Raw genomic sequence first — 21,630 nt, 5'->3', positions numbered from 1 at the left:
CCTCGTACTGGACGTACTTGGGCTTTCGGCCGGTGCGGCGAGAGTGCGTGCCGGGCGTCGCGACGGGGCGAACGTTGCCTGCCGCGGCACTAGTCCCCGCAGACGACGAGCTGGTCCCGCCCCCAGCACGGGCCGCCACGAGGAGCTTGTCGACGTCGGCGACCAGCTCGGTCAGCGGGGACTGCCCGTCGGAGAACGGGCGCAGGAAGCACCGCTGCATGTCGTGCACCAGTACGGCGGCCCGGCCCGCACGCTGCCACCAGGACACGTGGGCACGCGGCAGATCGCCGTCGCCGGGCATGAGGTAGGGCGCGCTCGGGGTCATGGCCATGGTTCGCCTCCCGTCCGTTCGGGGTCGTTGTACGCCGTGTCATGTCCCGCCGTCATACGTACCGGACGACGCCACCGTCCCCCGAGAGGTCGTGCATCGTCACGTGTCCAGCCTGGTCGAACACCGGACACGCGAAGGGGTTCGGCCGCATCACGCGGCTACGCCAGCATTCGCAGCGGAATGACGACGTGGTGGTCGGCCAACGACGAGCCCTTATCGCCCGTGCCGGTCGCACCGGGGCGGACGCGGCCTATGCTCGGACCGTCAGCGTCCGCGCGGCAGTTGGCGTTCCGACCTGACAGCGCGCTCCGCCTGCCGCCGACTCGAGGAGATCCTGCATGAACGGGAACGGGAACGAGGGCGCCCTGGCGAGCGTCCGCTACATCGTCGACGACGTCCAGGCCGCGATCGACTTCTATACCACTCACCTCGACTTCACCGTGCTCAACGCCTTTCCGCCCGCAGTCGCCGATGTCATACGAGGGCCGCTGCGGTTACTGCTCTCCGGCCCGCCCAGCTCGGGAGCGCGCGCCACACCCGCGGACGTCGCCGGCAGCGGGCGCAACCGCATCCACCTCGTCGTTGACGACCTGGAGGCCGAGCGGGAACGGCTGCAGCATGCCGGCGTGGTGCTCCGCAGCGACATCGTCTCGGGACCCGGCGGACGCCAACTGCTGCTGGCCGACCCCGCAGGCAACCTCGTCGAGCTGTTCACTCCGGCAGATCGCCGCTGAGGCCGGGGCGAGAGCACCGGCCATATGCCCGCGCCATGGGCAGGCAGGACGCCTCGCCACGACGGAGTCGATCGCGCCGCCGGCCGCCACGAGCGTGGCGGCCGGGACGAGTTGGGTGGACACTGCGGTGTCCTGAGCAAGGGCGAGGACGGCGAGCGCGCTGACCAGGCATACGTGTCAGGAGGACGGTGCCGGGGCATCCGCACCCATGGCGATGCCTCCTTTCACGGGGGCCCTGCGAGTCGGTGGCGGAAGAAGTCGGGGTGGCTGCGGCGGGCCTCGTCACCGGGCCGGCCGGGGATGACCACGCCGGGAGCCTCACCCCTCGCGGCTCATCGGCCTGGTCGTTACGGCCGGCTTGGCGCCAGCCGCCGGGCTCCGGTTCCAGTGCTGGTCGTCACTGGTCAAGAACTTCGAGCCGTACGACCTGCCGGTAGTTCGATCACCCGCTCACCGTCGAAGGCGCCACAGAGCTGGAAGAGCTGACCAACCGCGACCTCAAAGCCGTCGCTCTCGCGGCGATGGGGCCTTCCCAACGAGATCGCTGACAGATCGCACCGCCCAGTGACCTGTGTCGGGCGAAGGGCGGTGCGGAGCCTCCACGACGCCGACCCAGCGGAAACGCAAGGCGTACGGCGGGGAGGTCCTGGCGTCATTGCTCGCGATCACGTGCCGTTGCGGCCCAGGCCCTGCCCGGTCAGGCGGTACGGCGCGAACGGGCCAGCGCCAGGCCGCCGATGGCCATGCCGACCAGCGCGAGCACCACGGCGACAATGCCTCCGCCCTGCCCGTTGCCGGTGCCGACGTCCTTGTCGGAGCCGGCCAGTGCGACAGCGCCGACGACGGCGCCGACCAGTCCGAGCGCCACGGCGGCGAAGGCCCTGCCCGGTCCCTTCCCGCTGCCGACGCGGCCGGCGGAGCGCAACGCCAGCACGCCGACGACCACGCCGGCCAGCGCCAGCAGCAGGGCCACCCCGGACACAGCCCGGCCGGAGCCGCCGCTGTCTTCCTCGGCGATCGAGACCTGTGCGGCTGCCGGTGCGGCAAGTGCCAGCACCCCGAGCAGGGCTGCCGGTGCGGCGGTGAGCAAGCGACGGACGGACATGGAGTTCCTTTCACATGCTTGATGCGTATCTGAGAAAGCGCAGGTGGGCCAGCCTGGATCCACCGGGACGGTGGATCCAGGCTGAAGGAGGGTCAGACCTTGACCCCTCCCTCGACCTCAGCCGGGGGTGCCGAGACCGTCTTCGGTGCCCAGCGTCCGGGCATCCACCAGTTGGCCTTGCCGAACAGTTCCATCACCGCGGGCATCAGAACCATCCGCACGATGGTGGCGTCGATGAACACGGCGATGGCCATACCCACGGCCCCCTGCTTGACTGCGACGTCGGGCCCGAGCACGGAGGTCATGAAGACGGCGATCATGATGGCGGCCGCGGCCGTGATGACCCTGGCGGTCCGTGCCAGCCCGCGGGTGACGGACAGCCGGGTGTCACCGGTTCGCTCGTACTCCTCACGGATCCGCGAGATCAGGAATACCTGGTAGTCCATCGACAGGCCGAACAGGACCGGGAACATCGTCATCGGCACCCAGCTCGTGACCGGCATCTCGGTGGGGAAGCCGAAGGCCGTGCCGAGCCATCCCCACTGCACGATCGCGACAACCACACCGAAAGCGGCGCCGATCGAGAGCGCGTTCATCACCGCGGCCTGCAGGGCGATCGTGACCGACCGGACCAACGCGAGCATCAGCACCATGGACAGCGCGATGACGACCCCGATCATCAGCGGCAGACGTTCGGCGGATTCCTCGGAGACGTCGATGACGCTGGCGTTCGGTCCGCCGATGAGGACCGTTTCACCATCGGGCGTCTCGGGCAGCACATCGTCGCGGAGCTTGTGCACCAGGTCCGCGGTCGCTTCGTCCTGGAACCCGGTCGTGGGGAAGGCCGTGAAGGTGACGGCCTTCCCGTCCTTGCTGACCTGGGGCGGCGTGGCCTGGGCGATGCCCTCGGTCTTGCTGACCGCTGCGACAACAGGACTCAGATCGGCATCCGCGGAGTCGACCTCGGTGGCGAAGATCAGGGGTGCTCCGAAGCCCGGACCGAAGCCCTCGGAGAGGATCTTGTGCGAGATGTAGCTGCTCCGGTCGCGGGGCTGGACACTGGCGTCGGGCTGGCTCAACCGCATATCCAGCATGGGGGCGGCCAGTACCAGCAGGAATCCGCCGGCCAGGATCGCAGCAATCAGCGGCCTGCGCTGCACCACGCCGGCCCAACGCTCGGCGTGGGTACGACGCTGGGACTGGGCATCGACCGGCCGGTTCCGGCGGGACGCGCGACGAGGCAGGCGCAGCGAGTTGATCTTGTAGCGGGTGAACCCCAGGAGGGCCGGCAGCAGGGTCATCGCGGCGATCATCGTCAACAGCACCGCGATGGACGTGGCGATGGCCACCCCGGTCATCAGCCGCTGCCCCATGACGATCAGACCCAACAACGCGATCACGACGGTCAGGCCGGCGAACAGCACCGCGCGACCGGCGGTGGTGATGGCCGTGACGGTTGCGGTCTCGGGGTCATCGCCGTCCCGCAGGCCGTCCTTGTAGCGGGTCACGATGAACAGGGCGTAGTCGATGCCCACACCGAGCCCGATCATCGCACCGAAGATCACAGTGAAGTCCGGCGCGGGGACCACGTGCCCCACCAGCTTGATCAGCGCGAGGCCGGCCGCGAGTGCCAGTACGGCGGTCACGATCGGCAGGCCCATCGCCACCAGCGACCCGAAGGCAATGAACAGGATCAGCGCTGCGGCCAGAATGCCCACACTTTCGGCAGGACCCTGCGCGGGGGTCTCAGCCTTTTCCGCCATGTACCCACCGAGCCCGAGGGTGACGCTGTCGTCGGAGGCGTCCTTGACCACGTCCACCAAGGGCTTGACCTCGCTCTTCTCCACATCCTTGTCGGTCAGCGGGATGGTCATACGGGCGATACGACGGTCCTTCGTCACCAGGCGCGCGTCCTGATACGGCGAGACCACCGGCCCGGTGATGGACGAGTCGGAGATGTCGGCGACGACCTTCTCGATCTTCTGCCGGGCGGCAGAGTCATCAATTCCCTTGTCCGCCTTGATCGCGAGGGTCAGCGTGTCCCCTGCCCGTTCGGGATAGTGCTTCGCAATTAGCTCCTGCGCCTTGGCCGACCCGGAGTCTCCGCCAGAAAAGTCGTCGTCGGAGGCGGCGCCGTAGTTGAAGCCGACGAACGCTACGACGATCACACCGATGAGCCAGGTCAGGAGAACCAGGCGGCGGCGGCGGTAACAGAAGCGACCCAGTCCGGCCAGAGCTCCATCCGTACGTGGAGACTCGGTTGTCATCATCTGCTCCTCAGTGGTTGGGCCTTGCGGCATGGCTCGCTTGTCGATAACGGGAAGGTTGATCGGTCACAACGGCGATCGTCCCGTACGCAAGGCGGCCCTGGCCTCTGACGACGGACGATGATGTCTACGCAATCCGACGTAACCTGCTGCGCCGCACCGCTCCTGTCGACGTAGCAAATCGCGCGTCTGAGCGGAGCGTTGTCCGTGGACGCGAACAGTAGGATCACGGTATGAATCTCCGCCCCGGGTCGTTCTCCCTGCGGGTGCTGGCCCAAGATGCGCTGCTCGCCCTCTTCGTCACCGTGATGCAGGTGCAGGGCACGGTCGTCCTCGCCGCCGCCAGGGGGACGGAACAGCGTCCGCTCACCGACTTCGGATACCTCGGATTCGCGCTGCTGGTGGTGGGTGGTCTGGTCGTAGCCGTCCGCCGCTTGTGGCCGGTTCCGGTGTTCGTCACCGCTGCGCTCGCCAGCTTGGTGTATTACGCGCTTGAGTTCCCGGACGGGTACGGCTGGCTCGGGCTCATGGTCGCCTTGTACACCGTCGCCGCCTACGGTGATGGGCGCCGGTCATTGACGATCGTCGGCGTGGGCACCGCGATCCTGGCCACCGGGTGGCTGTTCGCAGGGGCCGACGTAGAGCCGCGCGAGGCCATCGGCTGGGTGTTCTTCCGTATCGGTGTGTCGGTCATGAGCACGACTCTCGGCGAGTCCGTCCGGTCCCGGCGGGTCATCGCGGCCGACGCTCAAGAGCGTGCGGAACTGGCGGAACGGACCCGCGAGGAAGAAGCGCGGGCGCGGGTCGATGCCGAACGGCTCCGGATTGCGCGCGAAGTCCACGACACCGTCGCTCACGCCATAGCGATCATCAACGTACAGTCCGGGGTCACCGCGCACGTGCTCGACAAGCGACCGGAACAGGCACGCGAAGCGTTGCAGATCATCGAGCAGACAAGTTCCCGGACGCTGCAGGAGATGCGAGCCATTCTCGGCGTTCTCCGTGGCGACGACGACGACCCCGTGCCACACGCCAGCCTGGAACAGATCGACGGCCTCACCGCCGAGGCACGCGCCGCCGGACTGGACGTCACTCTCGAAGTGGACTCGCCCTCAACGCCGTTGCCGAGCGCGGTGGATAGCGCCGCCTACCGGATCCTTCAGGAGTCAATCACCAACATCATCCGGCATACCGGCCCGACCCGGGTTACGGTCGCGGTGAACCCGGGAATCGACCATCTGGAAATCCGCGTCACGGACCAGGGCCGCGCCGGTTCCAATGGCACCCCCTCGACTCGGCCCTCCGGCAACGGCACGGGCACAGGCTTGGCGAACAAGCCCGGCCGCGGGATCCTGGGCATGCGCGAGCGCTGTCACCTGCTCGGCGGAGATTTCAACGCCGAGTCGACTCCCGGCGGGGGGTTCGAGGTCAAGGCACGGCTGCCCCTCGCGCCGACCAGGTCGCGCCTTTGAACGCAGCGTCCCGCAGCCAACTCGATTCACCGGACGGCAGCGAGAGTGCCCTGGAAAGCGATGAAGCTTTCCAGGGCACATTATTGCCACGGACATCATGGCGATCAACACTCTCCCCAGCTCCAACGTGAGTAGTGTCGACTACCAACACGAGCAGTGGCCAAGCCGAAGAACATCAACTAATTTCAGTGCGGCAGAGCTCAAATTACCGTGCGGCTACTTCCGCGCCCGAAAGGAACCTCACTCTTTCCGCCGGCGACCTCTGAGGCTCGAAAAGTCGACTGAAAGGAAGATTTCGGTGACAAATTTAAGGCGGCCTCGAAGTAGGCGCCCCAGGTACGCGGTGGCCATCGCCACCGCGGCAGCCCTGACGGGATCCTTGACCAGTGCTGTGACGGCCTCCCCGCAACAGGCGGCGGCCTTTGACCTCGACCACGGGAATGCCGTGGTCGGGGCCGTCTATCCATACCTCAGCCCAGTGTCGCGTGCGAATTTCACGGGCAGCAGTCCCGTGAACAGGGATGTCAACATCCTGGTGGAAGTGCCGTGGTTCGACGCTATAGCTCCGTATCACCCGACGTCGGTGGGCATCTTCTCGGACCTTGGCCGCCGACCGAGCGCCGAACATACGACGCGCAACAAGAACATCGCTGTCCTGTACTCCGCCTTCACGTCCTTGAACGTAATCTATCCGGGCCATAAGTCCGAATGGCGCGCGATGATGGAACGGGCAGGTCTCGATCCTGACAACACCGAAGAGGATCCGACCACGCCGAGTGGTATAGGAATTCTTGCTGCCAAGAACGCCTTCGCGGCGAGAGAGAACGACGGCACCAACCGGGACGGCACGGAAGGCGAACGTCAGTACAACCGCCAGTCTTACTCCGACTACACCGGGTACAAGCCGGTCAACAGCGCACACGAACTTCGCGATCCATCCCGCTGGCAGCCGAACACGTTCTCGTCGAAGGGCATCTTCACCACCCAGGAGTTCTCGACTCCGTTCTTCGGCCGGGTGAAGCCGTTCACGTACGGCAGCCCCACCCAGTTCAAGGTCTCTCCGCCGTGGAAGAGCACCTATCGCAATCACTCGGCCTACAAAGCCCAGGCCGACGAGGTCTTGAAGGCGTCGGCACATCTGAATGATCGTCAGAAGATGGCGACCGAACTCTTCCACACCGTCTTCGACGCCTACGGAACCGTCGGAGGTCTGCCAGTCATCCTCGGAGGCAACTACGACACCGAGAAGACAGTTCACTTCACGGCCGTTCGCGACCTCGGGTTCTACGATCTCACCATCGCGACGTGGTACTTCAAGCGCAAGTACGATTCAGTACGGCCGTTCAGCGCCATCCGCTACTTGTACGGTGAAAAGAAAGTAACGGCGTGGGGCGGACCTGGCAAAGGCACCGTCAACGACATCACAGGAGACGAGTGGCGGGCCTACCTGGACGCATGGCCGACCGACCACCCCATCAAGGCTCCTGACAGCCCCGCATATCCTTCCGGGGCTTCCGCGGAATGCCTTGCCTACGCCCAGCTGACGCGACGTTTCACCGGCACCGACAACATCAACATCAACTATCCCGTGGCCAAGGGCTCCTCCCTTGTGGAACCGGGAGTCACCCCGGCCCAGGACATGACGCTGCACTGGAGCAACTGGACCGACTATGCCAGGGACTGTGCCGACAGCCCTCTCTTGGGCGGCAAGAACTTCCGTTCCGCCATCGAGGCATCGTCCCAGTACGCACCGCGGATCGCCGACCTGGCCTACGAGTACGTTCAGCGCAAGGTGAACGGCGGCTGATCTTCTCGGCCAACGACAGCCGGCTGCCGGCGAAGCCCGATGGCTTCGCCGGCAGCCGGCTGTCTGTCCCGTAGACGAGTCGCGATCGGCGCTATGCCACTTCCCGGAGCAAGGACGCCGTGCCCTGCACTCGGTGGCGCACGTGTCCCAGTGCGAGGAGCACGGGGGCGTCGGTCAGGATGGGGATGTGGTACGGGAACGGGCGGGGGCCGACCATGTCAGGCGGACCGCCATACCCACCGTCCGCGTTCTGGTGGGCGAGCAGCCAGGACGTGGCACGCCCGATCGGCGCGGACTCAGACCCGTAACACAACGTGATCAGTCCGTAGGCGGTGCTGATGTCGTCGCTGGGATCGCCAGGCTGCAACCCCCAGCCGCCGTCGGCGTTCTGTGTCTCGCGCACCGAGCGCTCGATCCGTTCAGCCATTCGGGCCGCCCGGTGGTCGTCCGGGGCCGCCGTGCATGCTGCAAGACGTGCACGGAACATCGCGTGCAGGCGACTACGGCTCCACCCCGGCTCGAATCCGCCGTCCGGCAGCTGGCTGCCGGCAAGGAACGCCAGAGCACGCTCCCGGGCGGGTGCGGTGGAGGGATGCGGGGCGAGCGCGTTGACAGCCGCGGCCGTCATGCACGCCTCGGAGGAGGCGCCGGCCACATATGTGGGGAACCCGCCGTCGGTGCCCTGGACGGCCAGCAGCGCGTCCAAGCCGCGCCGCACAGCGCCGCGGTAGGCAACAGGGTCGACGGTCTGCAGGAACTCCAAGATGCACGAAGTGCAGTCCACGTCGTTCTGCGCCACATGGGGGCCGAAGGACCAGCCGTCTGCGAGCGGCGCACCACGGGAGAGGGACAAGCACAGGGAGCGCTGTGCCTCGTCGACCTCGTGGGCGGCGAGCACCTCTGCCATCGCCCGCAGTACGCCCGGCGGCGAACCGGCCGCAGCGAGCGCGATTCCGGCGGTTGACGTGCACCAGTGCTGCAGGTCCACCACGAACGGGAAGCCGCCGTCGTCACGCTGGTACCGCAGCAGTGTCTCCAGGCCGCTGCGCACGGTCTCTTCCTGCCCGGGAACGCCGGCGAGCCCGTGCAGCGACAGCAGGTGCAGCAGCACATACCCCTCCCACACCGTCGTCGCCGGACGTACGGCGGCCAGCGTCCGCAGCGCAGCGGCCGTGGCTCCATTGCTGACCCCCGTAGCGGTGGCAAGGACCAGCGTGACCGCGGCCTGCTGGACGGCGGCCCAGGAATGCGCGGGATCCGTGGGGGCCTCTTCGTCGGCTGCGGGGGCGGCGTCGGGCGGCACCGGGCATCCGAGCAGCGACAGCACGGCGTACAACATCCTGCGGCGGCGAGCGGAGATGAACGCCGGTGCGGCGCCGAGCAGCGCGTCGGTCAGCTTGTCGACGATGTCGGCGTCGCCGACGAATGCCCGGTCGGTGGCCCGGCCGACTGCCAGAGTGGCGAGAACCCGGTCGAACTCATGGGGGGAGTCGAGGTGCTCCCGGAGGTAGGCGAGCACGCGATCCCGAGCGGGTAAGGCCACACCGGTGCGCGTCATCAACGACAGCGCCAGCGCGGACTCCAGCACCCGGCTCCGGCATTCCCCACGTATCGCACCCTCATCGTCAACCTGGCTACTGACATGCGTGACCAACCGGGATGTGGCCTCGCGCAGGTGTTCCGGGTCGACTTCCACGGGCCACGGAATGAGAGCCCTATGCGATTCATTCATTGGTTTCATGGCGCACTCCTGTCTGGATTCCTGGTGGTCGGTGGTGGACTCGAGAACGGCACCGTGTGCCCGCGACAAGCAGAAACACCACACCCTCGGCATTCCGTCGTATGACGTGATCGCCTGTTCGCCAGCCGTTTCAGGGCATGGCTAGCCGGCCGCAGGTCCTGACCGGTGGACACGAACGAGGTCAAGACCTGCGCGACTTATTGGGTGGGGAGCGGTGCCGGACTTCGCGGGCAAGTGGCTCGGCCACAGGATGAAAGCCCGGACCGGCGTTGGCTCAGATGAAGGCCACAGTCCCGGGGTTCCATTTGTAGTGTGTCTCGAGTTTGTAGTACTCCCCTACGGCTGTCGCCGCGACGCCATAGACGAACTTACGATCGGCGTCACCGTATGGAACGCTTTGCGCGAATTTCTCGAGCTGTGGCTCGATGGGAACGGGAAGACTCGCCAGATCCGTGGTCGTCACGCCGAAGCAGAACCGCTCGATCACCGGAGAGTCCCAGCTCAGGGTTACGTACAGCCCGAACGCCTGCCCGCCGAGCCCGAGCATCTGCTCACTCGGCTCCGGCAGTCCGATTTCTCGGAGCATCAATCGGATGGCCTCGGCTTCAAAACATGCAGCGGGCACGTCGTTGAAGTACAAATTCACCGTTCTGTGCAGGTAATCGATCGCGACAAAGGCGATTTTATCGTCCAGGCCATGACGGACGAAGAAGTCGGTATTGTCTGCAAGACTGCTCGGCACGGCTGGGATCTCAGAGAGATTTGACAGCTTTTGCAGGTCCTCCGGCGCGAAGCCCACATAGACCTTCGTGAAGCCGCTCACCACTCCGAAGTCGATACCGTACCCGTCAATCGGAAATCGCTCCTCAATGTCCGAAAGCAAGGCGCCGACGGGGTGGCTCGTCTTCGGGGTGAGCCCTTTCGACAGGGCCAGGGGATATGGATTCTGGCCCTTTGGATACGTGATGAAGCGGCAGTCGAGATCTCCCGCGTGCTGCGGGCCGGTCGCCATCCTCAAAGCCAGTGGCATGGCGTGCGTAAACGCCTCCCCGTACGCAGACAGGATAGGCCAAACCTTGTCGCGCGAGCAGGCTATTCCCAGCAGCCTGACTGTTTCCGTGACGGCCGAATAGATTTCTGCCGCCTCAGAATTCCCGGACATGTACCCTCCAAGCAATAGAGGCATGCACTCGCATGCACACGGGCGTGCGACGGTGGCCTTATCGCGTCGCGTAGATGCGCTTGTGGCTGGAGAGTCCGACCAGCCTGTACGGCCCGGTGGTCTCCGTCGGCACGGGATGGTCTCCGCCGTCGACCGGGAAGGACCGCTCGTGGAGTTCTCGGTACTTGGTGTAGCCGATCTTCTCGCGCCGGCTGATCGCCTCGCGGTGCGCGTCGGAGCGCAGCTGCGCGCGGTATCCCGGGACGACGGTGCCCGCGAAGAACTCGGCGACGCTGCCGGACCCGTAGCTGAGGAAGCCGATGGCCCGGCCGGTCAGGTCATCGGCGTGGTCGAGCAGCGCGGCCAGCCCGACGTACATCGACGCGGTGTAGCTGTTGCCGATCTCGGCGTTGTAGGCCGTCGTGTGCCCTATGGCGCGGGTGATCTCGCCCTCGTCGGTAGCGTGCCCGCAGTGCTGGAGCAGATGCCGATGCGCCTTGTAGGCCATCTTCGTGAACGGCTGGTGGTAGCAGAACGCGCTGAACTCGTCGAGCGCTCGGCCGCCGCGCTCGGTGTAGTCCTTCCACGTACCTTCCACCGCCTGCAGGTACGCGGAGATGGACTCACGCCCATCGACCAGGGCGGTGGTGAGATAGTTCGGCCGCCAGAAGTCCATGATGTCAGCGGTGAACACCCCCGACTGCTTCTCGATACGCACCAGTGCGGGATCCGCGCCGACCAGCATGGCCACCGCGGCCGCGCCCTGAGTCGCTTCACCTGCCGTGCCCAGCTCGTACCTCGAGACATCGCTGGCGATCACAAGGACCTGTTGCGACGGGTCACGGTGAACGAGGCCGATGGCGAACTGCAAGGCCGCCGTCCCGCTGTAGCACGCCTGCTTGAGCTCCACGACCCGGGCGGCAGAAGGCAGCCCCAGCAGCGAGTGGACGTAGACCCCAGCCGCCTTCGACTGGTCGACGGATGTCTCGGTCGCGAAGACGACCGTCCGGATCCGGTCGGCTCCATGCCTGGCGACGATGGGGGCGGCTGCGTCGGCGGCCATCGTCACGATGTCCTCGTCGGCGGCCGGCACGCTCATCGAGTGCTGTCCGATGCCCCGGTGGTACTTGGCGACGTTGGCGCCGTTCTGGGCAGCCAGTGTCTCGTGCGTCAGGACGTACCGCGCCGTGGCGAGGGAGAGATCGTGGATTCCGATGGTGACATCCCCGGGCATCACTAGCCTCCGATCTTGGTTGTCGCGTTTTTGCGTTCCAGTCGGACGTGCGCCCGCATGAGCTCCCCCGGGTTTGTCTGCGCCGCCATCAGGGAGAGTTCGCCGCACAGCACCGTCGCGGCTGCGATGACCGCGAGCCGGCGCGCGTTGTCGCCGGGTTCACGCACCGCGCGGCAGCCGAGCCGGTCCAGGTTCTCCTCGACGAAGTCGAGGCCCTTTCCATTGCCGACCGTTCCCACGATCAGGTTGGGCAGGGTGCAGGAGAAGTAAAGGTCGCCGTCCCGGTCCTCGGCCACGGTCACGCCCTGGGAACCCTCCACGATGTTCGCCGCGTCCTGGCCCGTCGCCAGATAGAAACCGAGCAGCATGTTCGCGTAATGCGCATTGGCTGAGCGGATTCCGCCAGCGAGCAGGGTGCCGATCAGGTTCTTGCCGACGTTCAGGTCGGCTATCGAAGCAGCCGATGTGCGCAGCGACTTGTGGACGATGTCACGTGGCAACAGCAGTTCGGCGATGACCCTCTTGCCGCGGCCGAGGATGCCGTTGATCGCGGTCGCCTTCTTGTCCGTGCAGTAGTTCGCCGAGATCGACCCGTAGGTGATTCCCGGAATGGCCTTCAGGATGTGGGTGAGGAGCGCATCGGCGGCCAGCGTCGCCATATTGTGCCCGGACGCGTCGCCGGTGGTGAATTCGAAGCGGAGAAACAGCAGGTTGGCCGCGATCTCATGGTGGAACCCGATGAGTTCGACGAACCGGCCGCAGGTGCGGACGATCTCACGAAGTTCATCGAGGCGTGCGTCGACCTCCAGGGCGGCCATGTGCGCGGTCTGCGCATCCTCGGCTCTGACGAACACCGAGCGCGTCATCCGCTCGTCGACCAGGGTGGTGACGATGCCCTGCTCGACCATGGTGGAGAGCCTCGCGCCCCGGCCGACGGAGGGCCACAGCGGTGACTCGTAGGTGGCGAGCGGCACCTCCGTCTCGAGTTCGGCCACATTCCCCGATATACGCAGGGGACCCACCCATTTCATGGGAACGCCGGCGACCGCGGTGGCATCGGTCATCGGGTGCCTCCAATCGTCTCGTGGTCAGTGCTGTAGGAGTTGGTGCTGTCGGACTGGGAGCGGGTGGCCAGCCACCGGGTCTCGATCCCCCGGTCGGTGCAGAACGCGCGCAGGTCGCCATGGACCAGCACGTCGCACCGGGTCAGGCCGGCGGGGGTACGCGCGCCCAGCGCGGTCATCAGGGCTTTGACCTGATCGATCCACGAGGAGAGCAGCGAGACCAGTGCCGGCACACCGCCGTCGAGCACGGTCTTGAGGAACAGGCCGGACGCCCCGGCGGCGGAAGCGCCGAGCGCCAGTGCACGCACCACGTCGAGCGGGTGGCGGACACCGCCGGAGGCCAGCACCGGGAGATCGACGCCCTGGGCGTCCAGCAGGCAGGCCGGAGTGGACTGTCCCCAGCCGTTGAGGTACGAATAGTCGGGTTGATCACGCCGGTCGTTCTCGATACGTGCGAAGTTCGTGCCTCCGCTGCCGGAGACATCGGCCACCCGCACGCCCATCTTCTGAAGCTGCAGCAGGGTTTCGCGGCTGAGCCCGAAGCCGACCTCCTTCACGATCAGCGGGACGTCGACGCCAGCCGCGATCTCTTCGATCCGCGGGCCCCAGGAGGCGAACGACCGGTCGCCCTCCGGCATCACCGTTTCCTGGACCACGTTGACATGGATCTGCAGAGCATCGGCCTGCAGCAGATCGACGGCCCTCCGTGCCTTCTCGACCGTGGCGTTGGCGTTGACGTTCGCCAGGATGAATCCGTCCGGGTTCTCCTTGCGCATCACGCTGAAGGTGTCCGCCACCGATTCGTCGGCGAAGTACGGGCTCATGGATCCCGTCGCGATGGACACACCGGTCTCGCGGGCGGCGATCGCCAGATCGCGGTTGATGACGCCGGTCTTGGGGCTGCCGCCGGTCATCGCATTGATGTAGAGCGGAACCTGCCATTCGATGCCGCCGAACCGGGTGGCCAGCGAGACGTCGGAGCGATCGATGCCGGACAGCGCATGATGCACGAAGGACACGTCATCGAACTGGTTGTACACGTTGCGTTGGCGATGCTGCTCGGTAGCGAACCGGACGTGGGCGTCCTTACGCTCAGCGATCATGCTGCGCTCCCTTTCGTCTGTTGGATGTGAATCGGCATGGGGAGCACCCCCGCGGCGGCCCACCGCTGCCGCAGTCGCGACACCTTCCGTGCCGCCGCGGCGTCCAGGAACGCGATGCCGCAGTCGCCGCCTCCGGCGCCCGAGGGCTTTGCGGCGCCGCCGACGGCCTCGGCGGCGTCGCACAGCGCCGTCAGCCTGGTGGTGAAAATGCCGAGACGAACCTCGTCGTCCAGATCGGCGAGCATCCGGCGGGCACCGCGGATCCGATGCAGCAGCTCGTTGTCGTCTCCCTGTTCGAGCGCGCGGATCGAGGCATGCACGCAGGCGTCGCTGCGCTCGACGAAGTCCCGCTGTGCCGCGCTGCCCCGCCACTCCCCCGTCTCCAGGCGTCCTGCCAACGAGGAGGTGCTGGCCGGTTGTCCCGTCCACCCAGCCTCCAGCGCGAGTCCCCGGGGCGGCGGCAGCCGGCGCAGCGCGAAACCCGGCCACGGCGCCCGGAGGGTCTCCTCGATGCCCCCGCGCCGCGCCATGGCGAGCACGGCCGCCCGGTCGGGCGCCTGGTACGCGACCCAGCCGCCCCAGACGCTCGCGGCGAGATCGCCGCCGGATGGACGGGGGTCGCGCCCCGCCGTAGCCAGCAGCGCGAGCCGGAACCGGTCATCGGGTGACAGCTCCATGCCGTAGTACGCGGCCACGGCGGTCACCGTGGCGACCGTCACCGCGCCGCTCGACCCCAGGCCGAACTTGGTCCCGTCGCGGTGCAGGCGGCTCGTGATCGAGACATGGATCGGCGGCGCGCGCCGTCCACGCTCGGCCAGCAGTCCGTCGACCACGTCGATCGCTGAGACCACATGACCGAGGCGGTTCAGTGCCCGCGACCCGTCGTCGGCGTCGAGCCCGGCGAGCCCGTCTTCACCGCGCCACAGGCGCGCTCCTTGCGGGCAGAGGTCGGACTCGATCACGACCTCGGCCCCGTCAACTGCCGACACAGTGACGCTGACGTGGCGGTCGACCGCCACCAGGATCGCCGGGTGGCCCGGCTCCAGCACCGCATACTCGCCGACGACGAACAGCTTGCCCGGGGCCTGCCGGGTGATCGCCCTGCCGGCGGTCACCGCTCGACCCCTTTCTGCAGCCAAGCGCCTGGTCCGCGCCGCGCAATGACCACCGAGCAGCCGGGTGCGGCGTCACTCACCGCATCGGCTACCCGAGCGGCGTCCGCACGGTGGCAGAGCACCTTGACGTTGGGTCCGGCGTCCATGGTCGCGTAGGCCGGGACGCCGTCCGAACGCAGCCACAGCACGCCGTCGAGCACGGCCACCGTGGCCGGCGACAGATAGCGCACCGCCGGTCGCGCGGCCAGCATCGTCGCGTGCATGCCGAGGGCGTTCCGCTCGGCGATCTCCCCCACCGCATCGAGATCGCCCCGCCACAACGCTGCCCGCAGCTCGGCCAGATCGGCCTTGCTGGAGGCCGCCCACGCCTGGTAAAGCGGCGAGGTGTCGACGGTCCGCCGCATGGCTGCCCGGCTGGACACGGCCTTGGCTCCTGCGTCGACCAGCGCGATCACCAGCGCCGGGTCGAAATCCGGGGCCGGTACCGGCTCCGCGTAGGAGCCAAGGTCCGCGGCCGCGCCGACGCCCCGGCCCGCATGGCAGATCGCGAAGCCGCTGAAGATCGACCGGGAGGCCGACGCGGACCCTCGGCGGGCCAGCCGCGACAGCGCGGTGCGATCGAGATCAAGCCCGTATGCGGCGGCGCCGGCCAGTGCCAGGGCGGCAAATCCGCTCGCCGAGGACGCCAGACCCGCCCCCGTGGGGCCGGAGTTGCGGGTGTCGACGGTGGCTGGCTCAGAACGCCCGGACCTCTCCCGCAGTAGCTCCAGGAAGTCGATGACGCGCCGCCGCGCCTCGCCCTCCGCGGGCGAGCCGTCGAGCGTGACGCTGTCGGCCGGCGCCGCAGGGTTCAACCGGACGGTGGTGGTCGTCGGGAATACGTCCAGGGTCATCGACAGGCTGTCGACGTACGGAATCATGAGCCGCTCGTCGCGCTTGCCCCAGTACTTGATCAGCGCGATGTTCGGATAAGCCACGGCCGTCGTGCCGTGGCCCAGGGCGCTGATGGCCGCCTCGGTCGGCTCCGCCTGGTGGTCAGTCCGCATGGTGCGCATACCTTCCTGCCGGCACGATCCAGGTCCCGACGGCACCGGCTTGTCGGAGACCGCTCACAACCGCCTCCGCCTGGCCGGGCTCGCCGACCAGCGCGATCACGCAGCCGCCCAGACCGCCGCCGCTGATCTTGGCACCCAGGCTGCCGGCGGCGAGCGCGGCTTCGACCAGGACGTCGATTCGGTCCGTGCTGATCCCGATCTCGCGTAGCAGCCGGTGGTTCTCGGTCATCCGCGCGCCGAAATCGCTCCACCGGCCGCGAGCGAGGTCCCGGACGGCCGCGTCCGTCAGGTCCGACACCTGGCCGACGAACGCCTCTCGCGTCTCCGGTTCGCGCTCGAACCTGCTCCGCAGTAGCTCCACCGCCACCCTGGTGCCGCTACTCACTCCGCTGTCCGCAATGACGAACAGTCCGCCGGAACCGGGAGGCCGGCCGATGCCGGCGCGGCCGACGGTCCGCTCCCTGGTGTGCGAGGAGCCGTCCACCGGCATCGGAAGAGGCAGGTCTTGGGCAGTGCCGGAGCGGAACAGCAGGGGCGATGTCGCACCGGTGGCGAGCGCGTCGATGCCGCTCGCCCTGCCGTGGGTCACTCTTTCGGAAGCCTGTACGAGATCGAACGCCGCCCTGGCGTCGAGGTGGCGGCCGAGGAGATCCGCGAGCGCCAGTACCGCCGCCCTGGCACAGGCGGCGCTGGAGCCGAGCCCACGACCCTGCGGGATCGCGCAGTCGATGACCACGTCTGCACACAAACCGTCGCCGATGCCCGCCCATTCCTTGAACTCCGCCACCAGGCTCTGCAGTCCGCTCGAGGACGGCGGTATCTCCGAGGTGGACCCCGGTCCTGCCAGCGCGAAGGTGACCTGGCCCGCGTTGTCACCCGACCCTTGACGCCGCGTCGCGTTCGCGGTGACCGTCAGCTGCGGAACCGGAATGGCCAGGGCCGGAGCGCCGTACACGACGGCGTGTTCGCCGAGCAGGATGGCCTTGCCGTGGGCACGTCCGACACCGGTGCGCCGCGGGTCGGCGTCCGGCTCGCCCGTGAGATCCGTGCGGTCGGTGAAGGTGCGGGGATGTGTCGCTGCCATCAGTGGGCCCGCTGCGTCGCCTTGATCGCCATCGCGGCGAGCTGTTGCTTTGCGGTACTGGTGGCGCTGCTCGCCTCCAGTACCGCAAGGGCCTGGTCGGCGCGTCGCGCGATCTCCCGTTCGATGTCATCCACGGCGCCGACGTCGGTGAGGACGGCGCGGACCCGGGCGAGGTCGTCGTCGGTGAGGTCGGTTCCGATCGTCGCCCTGAGGAACGCCGCCGCCTGCGGATTGCGTTCGTCCGCGCGCTTCAGCGCTGTCGCAAGCAGCACCGTCCGCTTGCCCTCGCGCAGGTCGTCTCCCGACGGCTTGCCCGTCACCGCCGGGTCGCCGAACACGCCCAGCAGGTCGTCCCGCAGCTGGAAGGCGATTCCGATGTCGGCGCCGAACGCCCGGTAGGCCGCGACGAGGCCGATCTCGGCGCCAGCGATCGCGGCGCCGAACTGCAGTGGTCGCTCCACCGTGTACGAGGCGGTCTTGTACTGGTCGACAAGCAGCGCCGCGTGGACGTCCTCCTCGTCGCTCGCCTGGCTGATCAGGTCGAGCAGCTGACCGTACATCACCTCGTAGCGCACCGCTGACCACACCGGTCCGAGCCGGGTCTGCGCATCCGCCGGCAGCCCCGACGCGCGCACCATGACGTCGGACCACACCAGGGCCAGGTCTCCGACCAGGATGGCGGCGCCTGCGCCGAAGGCACCCGGGTCACCGGAGAAGCGCCGCATCCGATGCCGCTCGGCGAAGACCACATGTGCGGCGGGATAGCCGCGACGGGTCTGGGACGCGTCGATGATGTCGTCGTGGATCAGCCCCGACGCATGCAGCAGCTCGAATCCCGCGCAGGCGCGCAACACCGCCGAGGCTACCGGGTCGCCCGGGTCGCCGCCGGCACCGAGCCAGCCCAGCCAGGCGAAGGCCGGCCGGATGCGCTTGCCGCCGCGCAGGATGTAGTTCTCCAACTCAGCGACGGTCGCCGCGAAGTCCCCACCGAGCGAAGCGGCCTCGGCTCGGCGTTCCGCGAAAAAGTCACTGATCGCGGCATCGACGGCGGCCGGGTCCACGGCTGCTCCGAGATAACTGACGGTCATGCTTTCATCTCCCGGTCGAGGCGACGGTCACTCTCACACTCATGCATCTCGGACTCCCGTGAATTCGCTGCGATCAGTCACGTCGAGCGCGGAGCGGATCCCGGCCCATTCCGAATGCATGTCATCCCGCAGGAAAACAAGGCGATCTCGGGAACAGTGCGTCAAAGTCGATGCCTGCTCACCAGCGAATCGGAACGACACGAACGGTAATGACGAAACGTCCGTGCTGCCCACTACTCGGGCGAGTAGTACGAATGGGGCCGGTCACTCCTGTCGCACCGGCGGGCATCCCGTATAACTGAACGGGCCACGCTGATCGCTCGAATTGATCACTGGTGAACGCTGGGTGTTCAACTGGCCAGTCCGGACAGTTGCACACCGCGTTGCGCCTGACGGAACGCTGTTTGCACGGCTCTTCAGAGCAACACGGGGGGAATCATGAATCCATTGGCAGGGCGTGAGCACATCCTGGCTGCGCTGGGCTCCCGTTTGGACGCCACCGCGCAGGGGTCCGGGAACTGCGTCATCCTCGAGGGCTCGTTCGGCATGGGCAAGACTCAGCTGTTGCAGGCTGCGGCCCTAGAGGCGGCCGAACGCGGCCTGACGGCGGTCGTAGGGCGGACAGGCGGCACCGATCATCTGACCCCCGTGCACCTGCTGATCAACTTCTTACGGCGGGCGCTGTCCGGTTCGGCCGGACTCGACGATCTGGTGCGTCCGGGCAGCAATCCCTTCTGCCTCATGGACCGGATCGGTGAGCTGGTCGAAGACGCAGCGCGCAGGCACCCTCTTGTGATCGTGCTGGATGACATCCATCGGATCGACGATGTCAGCGCACTCGCCCTGCGGGAGCTTGTCCGGTCACTCGCCTCGTCTCCGGTGCTCTGGCTACTCGCCCGCCGGCCGGTTCCCTCGTCGATGCTCGCCCAGCACGCCCTCGACTGGCTGATCGACCACGCTGCCGTTCGGCTCCACGTGGGGGCGCTGGACGATGAGGCGGTGGCCGAGCTGTGTAGCGGCATCCTCGGCGCCAAACCGGACTCATCGGTGCTCCGCTGGGCGGTTCGCTGCGAAGGCAACCCCTGGTTGGTGAAGAACGTCTTCCGCGCGCTCATGAAAGCCGGGCAGGTCGTCGTCCTGGACGGCACGGCCTCGGTGCTGACCGAACGTGTACCCGCCGGAGTCCGTACGGCGATCGACAGGCTGCTGGATGGTATGTCGCCCGGGGTTCGGCGGCTCGTCGAACACGGCGGGCGGTCCGGCCGTCCGTTCGCGGTCGAGCAAGTCTCAGATCTACTCGGCGAGCCGACCGCCGGTCTGTCCACCGCTGTCGAGGAGGCGGTGCAGGTGGGCCTGGTGCGAAGGGAGGGCGCGGAGTTGGCGTTCACCCACGCGGTGATCGCTGAAGCGCTTCAGTATGCCGCGTCCTCGGACAGTGAGTCCGCCGGGCCTGCCGCCGTACCTTCTCCCGCCGTGCGACTCCCCCAGACCGGCGCCACGGACTTCCGCCCCGATCGGCCGAACCCTGTCCCGTCAGCCGTTACACCCGCCACACCACCGCGACCGTCATCGCCGAGAGACAGGGACGACTCCATGACGACCCGGGCCGTCTCGGCACTGGCGCGTCACTGCGACGACACACCGGAAGCGCTGGCACGTGTACTGCGCCTACTCGTTGCGGTGGGGCGGGATGCCGAAGCCTCCCGTCTCCTGGACATCGGCGTGCGCCCCGGCCTCGACGCGGCGGCCGAGACGCAGCTCGTGCTGGAGCTGGGGCAAGGGCTGCGGGACGCCGACTGCGACGACTTGTCCGCCGAGTTGCTGCGTCGAGCGCTGGCTCGGCAGGATATCGGCGAGCTGGACCGCGCCAAACTGAGCCGGGCAGTCACTGAGGCCGCGGAACGCGTGAGCGGCGAACCAGGCACGATGGCGGCACCGGCGCATGGGCAGCCGACAGCTTCGTCTCACTCCGACGCGTACGAACGCCCGTTGTGGACATGGCTGGCCCGGGCCCTCGTGGCGGTCGATCGGTTCGATGCAGCGGCGGCCGTCCTCACCACCGTCAAAGAGGAGGCGGACAGGCTCGACGAGACCTGGCCTGAGTCCCTATGGCACGGACATCAGGCCGAACTGCTGGCGGCGACAGGCCGGCTCGAGGAAGCCCGTGCCGAAGCCGAGAGCGCGCTCCGCCTGGCGGAGTGGTCGGCACCCGAACACTCGGTACCCGCACGCCTGGTGCTGGCGCGCATCAGTACGCAATGTGATGATCTTGCCACCGCCAGCGAACAGCTGCGCATGGCCGAACGACTGGTGCCCGGCGGTGCGGCAGCCGACAGGACCCGCCTAGACTGGGCGCTCGCGCAGTTCCACGCGGCCAGTGGGCGTCCGGCGATGATGGTCCAGACACTGATCAACGTCCAGGCGCAGACCTCACCCGACCCCCTGCTCTTCTCCGAGGCTCCGACGGCGGCCGCGACGCTCATTCGCCAGGCCAAGCAGGCGGGACTCGGCGCGGAAGCTGAGCAGGCAGCCGCGTTCGCCCGGCACGTCGCCGAGCGCAACCCGGGCGTGCAGTCGTTGAGGGGCGGAGCCGAACACGCGGAGGGCGTTCTATACGACGATGCGACCGCACTGCATCGCGCTGCGGAGCTCCACCGGCTCGCCGGACATCCCCTGGCGGCGGGCAACGCGCTGGAGGACGCGGCGCGGGTGAACCAGTGCATGGGGGGCAAGAGCCGAGCGGTCCAGCTCCTCGAGTCCGCCCTGGACCTCTATCTGGACTGCGGGGCCACGCGCGACACGGCACGCGTGCAGAGGAAGCTGCGTCGCCTCGGCGTGCACCCGGTGCGCCGACTCGGCGCCGGTCGGCCCAAGTCGGGCTGGGAGAGCCTCACGAGTGCGGAACTGCGCGTTGTACGAGCGATCGTCGATGGCAGGACCAACCGTGAAGCGGCGAGCGCCCTGTTCCTGTCACCCCACACCGTCGACAGCCACCTCCGGCGGGTGTTCTCGAAGCTCGACATCAACAGTCGCGTCAAGCTGACCCAGCACTTCTTCGCGCACGAGACACCCTCTCCGGTGCCGGATGACGCCCGCCAGCTCGGAGTCGCAGGCTGACCCGGCCGCGGCGCGGTGCGAAAAGAGTCGAGCGTGCCCGAAGAGGGAACTACCCAACGAGCCCCCGACAGCCGGGGCGAGGCGCCCGTGTCTCGACCCTGCCAACCAAAGGACCTCGACCATCGATCATATGCATGACATCTAGCCCTGC

At 67.7% G+C, this 21,630-nt stretch carries 15 protein-coding genes and 1 pseudogene; 4 read left to right on the top strand and 12 right to left on the bottom strand.

All coding sequences use genetic code 11. The features are described from left to right. A pseudogene (locus AB0J04_RS11675) lies at positions 1-331 on the bottom strand (hypothetical protein); the annotation flags it as partial. A 338-nt stretch (positions 332-669) separates the two neighbouring features. Between AB0J04_RS11675 and AB0J04_RS11670 the strand changes: the two are divergent. Then, a complete protein-coding gene (locus AB0J04_RS11670; RefSeq protein WP_363168179.1) occupies positions 670-1,065 on the top strand; it encodes a VOC family protein in 396 nt (131 codons plus the stop codon). A 697-nt stretch (positions 1,066-1,762) separates the two neighbouring features. Here the strand turns inward: AB0J04_RS11670 and AB0J04_RS11665 are convergent. Both AB0J04_RS11665 and AB0J04_RS11660 read right to left on the bottom strand, forming a co-directional pair. After that, positions 1,763-2,170: a DUF6223 family protein gene (locus AB0J04_RS11665; protein ID WP_363168178.1), complete on the bottom strand. Its 408-nt coding sequence runs from the start codon at positions 2,168-2,170 to the stop codon at positions 1,763-1,765. 92 nt (positions 2,171-2,262) lie between these two features. Continuing rightward, positions 2,263-4,440: an MMPL family transporter gene (locus AB0J04_RS11660; RefSeq protein WP_363168177.1), complete on the bottom strand. Its 2,178-nt coding sequence runs from the start codon at positions 4,438-4,440 to the stop codon at positions 2,263-2,265. A gap of 230 nt (positions 4,441-4,670) precedes the next feature. Here AB0J04_RS11660 and AB0J04_RS11655 point away from each other — a divergent pair, with 230 nt between their 5' ends. Next, positions 4,671-5,909 carry a sensor histidine kinase gene (locus tag AB0J04_RS11655; RefSeq protein WP_363168176.1) on the top strand — a complete coding sequence of 413 codons (1,239 nt, stop codon included), beginning with the start codon at positions 4,671-4,673 and terminating at the stop codon, positions 5,907-5,909. Between the two features lie 343 nt (positions 5,910-6,252). Next, positions 6,253-7,716, top strand: coding sequence for a DUF6851 domain-containing protein (locus AB0J04_RS11650; protein WP_363168175.1), 1,464 nt, complete (start codon positions 6,253-6,255; stop codon positions 7,714-7,716). Positions 7,717-7,807: 91 nt separating this feature from the next. On the opposite strand, the gene AB0J04_RS11645 is transcribed toward AB0J04_RS11650, so the two are convergent. The 9 genes from AB0J04_RS11645 to AB0J04_RS11605 all read right to left on the bottom strand — a co-directional run bounded on the left by AB0J04_RS11645 (position 7,808) and on the right by AB0J04_RS11605 (position 18,335). Beyond that, on the bottom strand, positions 7,808-9,304 hold the full coding sequence (locus AB0J04_RS11645) for a prenyltransferase/squalene oxidase repeat-containing protein (RefSeq protein ID WP_363168174.1): 1,497 nt from the start codon (positions 9,302-9,304) through the stop codon (positions 7,808-7,810). Positions 9,305-9,731: 427 nt separating this feature from the next. Then, positions 9,732-10,619 (bottom strand): aromatic prenyltransferase, encoded by an 888-nt coding sequence (locus AB0J04_RS11640; protein ID WP_363168173.1) that lies wholly within the window; start codon positions 10,617-10,619, stop codon positions 9,732-9,734. Between the two features lie 58 nt (positions 10,620-10,677). Further along, a complete protein-coding gene (locus tag AB0J04_RS11635; protein ID WP_363168172.1) occupies positions 10,678-11,853 on the bottom strand; it encodes a hydroxymethylglutaryl-CoA synthase in 1,176 nt (391 codons plus the stop codon). A 2-nt stretch (positions 11,854-11,855) separates the two neighbouring features. Further along, on the bottom strand, positions 11,856-12,917 hold the full coding sequence (locus tag AB0J04_RS11630; protein WP_363168171.1) for a hydroxymethylglutaryl-CoA reductase: 1,062 nt from the start codon (positions 12,915-12,917) through the stop codon (positions 11,856-11,858). Continuing rightward, positions 12,914-14,020, bottom strand: a complete 1,107-nt coding sequence (gene fni / locus AB0J04_RS11625; protein ID WP_363168170.1) for a type 2 isopentenyl-diphosphate Delta-isomerase — start codon at positions 14,018-14,020, stop codon at positions 12,914-12,916. Before fni ends, AB0J04_RS11630 begins: the two co-directional genes overlap by 4 nt. Next, positions 14,017-15,135, bottom strand: coding sequence for a phosphomevalonate kinase (locus AB0J04_RS11620; protein WP_363168169.1), 1,119 nt, complete (start codon positions 15,133-15,135; stop codon positions 14,017-14,019). The genes fni and AB0J04_RS11620 overlap by 4 nt, the downstream gene beginning before the upstream one ends. Then, positions 15,132-16,181 carry a diphosphomevalonate decarboxylase gene (gene mvaD, locus AB0J04_RS11615; RefSeq protein ID WP_363168168.1) on the bottom strand — a complete coding sequence of 350 codons (1,050 nt, stop codon included), beginning with the start codon at positions 16,179-16,181 and terminating at the stop codon, positions 15,132-15,134. The genes AB0J04_RS11620 and mvaD overlap by 4 nt, the downstream gene beginning before the upstream one ends. Continuing rightward, positions 16,171-17,274 (bottom strand): mevalonate kinase, encoded by a 1,104-nt coding sequence (gene mvk / locus AB0J04_RS11610; protein WP_363168167.1) that lies wholly within the window; start codon positions 17,272-17,274, stop codon positions 16,171-16,173. The genes mvaD and mvk overlap by 11 nt, the downstream gene beginning before the upstream one ends. After that, positions 17,274-18,335 (bottom strand): polyprenyl synthetase family protein, encoded by a 1,062-nt coding sequence (locus AB0J04_RS11605; RefSeq protein ID WP_363168166.1) that lies wholly within the window; start codon positions 18,333-18,335, stop codon positions 17,274-17,276. The genes mvk and AB0J04_RS11605 overlap by 1 nt, the downstream gene beginning before the upstream one ends. A 465-nt stretch (positions 18,336-18,800) precedes the next feature. Here AB0J04_RS11605 and AB0J04_RS11600 point away from each other — a divergent pair, with 465 nt between their 5' ends. Further along, positions 18,801-21,479, top strand: a complete 2,679-nt coding sequence (locus AB0J04_RS11600; RefSeq protein WP_363168165.1) for an AAA family ATPase — start codon at positions 18,801-18,803, stop codon at positions 21,477-21,479. Positions 21,480-21,630: the final 151 nt, after the last annotated feature.

It is taken from the genome of Streptomyces sp. NPDC050263, from assembly GCF_040655955.1.
GTDB lineage: Bacteria > Actinomycetota > Actinomycetes > Streptomycetales > Streptomycetaceae > Streptomyces.
The sequence above is the reverse complement of the archived record's forward strand: the minus strand, read 5'-3'. Positions and strand labels throughout refer to the sequence as shown.